Origin of the sequence: Pseudomonas sp. TJI-51 (genome assembly GCF_000190455.2) — a bacterium.
Taxonomy (GTDB): Bacteria; Pseudomonadota; Gammaproteobacteria; order Pseudomonadales; family Pseudomonadaceae; genus Aquipseudomonas; species Aquipseudomonas juntendi.
Genome location: NZ_AEWE02000186.1, coordinates 10,945 through 13,015 on the forward strand (window position 1 = coordinate 10,945; position 2,071 = coordinate 13,015).

2 protein-coding genes and 1 pseudogene are annotated in these 2,071 nt (G+C 64.6%); all 3 read right to left on the minus strand.

The features are described 5' to 3' along the window. A pseudogene (locus G1E_RS30020) lies at positions 1 to 238 on the minus strand (hypothetical protein); the annotation flags it as partial. Continuing rightward, the gene (gene ampD / locus G1E_RS26710; protein ID WP_009682703.1) at positions 235 to 807 is read right to left on the minus strand and encodes a 1,6-anhydro-N-acetylmuramyl-L-alanine amidase AmpD; all 573 of its coding nucleotides are present in this window, start codon (positions 805 to 807) and stop codon (positions 235 to 237) included. The gene ampD and the pseudogene G1E_RS30020, both read right to left, overlap by 4 nt. A gap of 73 nt (positions 808 to 880) precedes the next feature. After that, the coding region (locus G1E_RS30025) for a DUF1631 family protein (protein WP_047150284.1) at positions 881 to 2,071 on the minus strand (1,191 nt) is incomplete at its 5' end.

Below are 2,071 nucleotides of genomic sequence, written 5' to 3' on the forward strand. Positions count from 1 at the left end.
GCAGATGCACCGGCAGCGCCAGCAGGCCATAGGCCACGGGCTCCAGTACGTGCAACAGCAAGACCAGCAGGGCGACCGGCGCCAGCACCAGAAGCGTCAGCGTCCACCACGGGTGAACCTTGCCGCTGCGCTCCAGGCGCACCAGCTCACCAAGGAAAAAACCGTCACGTTGAACCTGATGGCGCAGGGCCGAGAACTTCTCGACCCACAGCGCCAGCACCAACACCAGAAAACTCATGCCTTGTCCTCGTTGTGCCGCAGCGCTTCACGGTAGCGCGGCCAGTCGAATGCCGGGCCGGGGTCGGTCTTGCGCTGCGGGGCAATGTCGCTATGGCCCTGGATACGGCCCAGGTCGATGGCCGGCCAGGCACCGCAGATGTGCCGCGTAAGCTGTTCCAGCACGGTGTACTGGGCATCGGTATAGGGCAGGTCGTCAGTGCCTTCCAGCTCGATACCGATGGAGAAGTCATTGCAGCCTTCGCGCCCGTCGAAACACGAAACACCTGCGTGCCAGGCGCGGTCGCACAGCGACACGAACTGGGTCACCGCGCCATCACGCTCGACGAACAGGTGGGCGGACACGGTCAGGTGGCTGATGCTGGCAAAGTACGGGTGTTCCTGGGGGTCGAGGCTGTTCTGGAAAAATTGCTGAACCTTGCCGGTACCAAAACACGCCGGCGGCAGGCTGATGTTGTGAATCACCAGCAGGGAAATCGCTTCGCCCTCCGGCCGAGCATTGAAGTTGGGCGAAGGGCAATGGGTGATTCCGTTTCCGTGGAACCAGCCAGTGGCACGGTCCAATTGCATGGGGCAGATCCTGAAAACGCCTTGAACAGGACAACAGTATGCCTTGCGGCTCACGCCCTGTGCAGGTGAATGATCACGGGTGCAGGCCGTCAAGTACGGCCTCCAGTGCACGCTCGAACAACAGCCCGTCACCCAGCACCCGCACTTCGCCGCGCTGCAGTGCCCTGGCCAGGCTGGCGCTGCTCCACTCTCGCACTTTCAGGCCGGTGCGGTTGCTGAACACCAGCCTGTCGCTGTTCTCGACACGTGCTACCAGCTTGCAGCGCAGCGGTGGGTCTTCATCCAGCACCTGGACCCAGGTTCCGACGCGCAGGCGCTGCGCCTGGCGCACTGCCGCAGCGTGCCCGCTGTCGCCCCCTGGCGGCGGGCAGCCTGGTTCTTCGGCACTTGCCAGGACAATCGCTTGCGTCACCCGCAGCTGGTCCAAGGGTTGCCACTGGCCTCCCCCGCAGGCGCACAGGTGCAACCGCTCAAGCTGCTGGAAGAATGCGCGGGTCGTGAGCGAGTCCTGCGCCACGCTGGCCAAGCCGTCGCGCAACGCCTTGAGCAGGCCTGGCACCTGCTGCAACAAGGTTTGCGGCTCACGGCCCGGGGTAACGCTGAGCAGCAGGGTGTCCATGGTCTGCACGGCATCGCACCAGGCCCCGGAACCCTCGCCGTGCTTCAGCCAGGCCAGCAGCAGGACCTGGCTCCAGGCCTGTACCAGCATCTGCACCACCACCTGGGGCAACACCTGGCCGCGCAGGCGCTGGTTGAGCAATAGCTGCACCTGGTGCCTGGCCTGCAAGGTGCGTGCGCGGCCCTCTTCGGCGTCGCGGGTACGTTGCTCGAGCAAATCGCTGCGCCGCCGCTCCTCTTGGCTGAACGCGAGAAAATCTTGCAGCAGGTGGTCGAACACGCGGGTATCTTCGTCAAAATCACCGAGCACGCGCTGCACGATCAGCGCCACCCGCACGTGCAGACTGTCGCGCACATCTTCGCGGCCACTCTCCCAGCCGATGGCCGCCGCTGCGATTTCGTTGAGCAGCCGCCGTGCGGGGTGGCCAGCCCGGCAGAACAATCCCTTGTCCAGCAGCGCCACCTTCAGCAGCGGAATGTGCAGCCGGATGATCAGCGCCCGCAGGCTGGCCGGCAGGTTGTCGTCCTGCTGAATGAACGCGAATACCAGGTTCACCAGGTTGATCATGTCTTCGTCGGCGACCGCGATACGCCTGCGTATGCCACTGCGCACGCTGACCCGCAGCAGCAATTGCTCAAGCTGCTG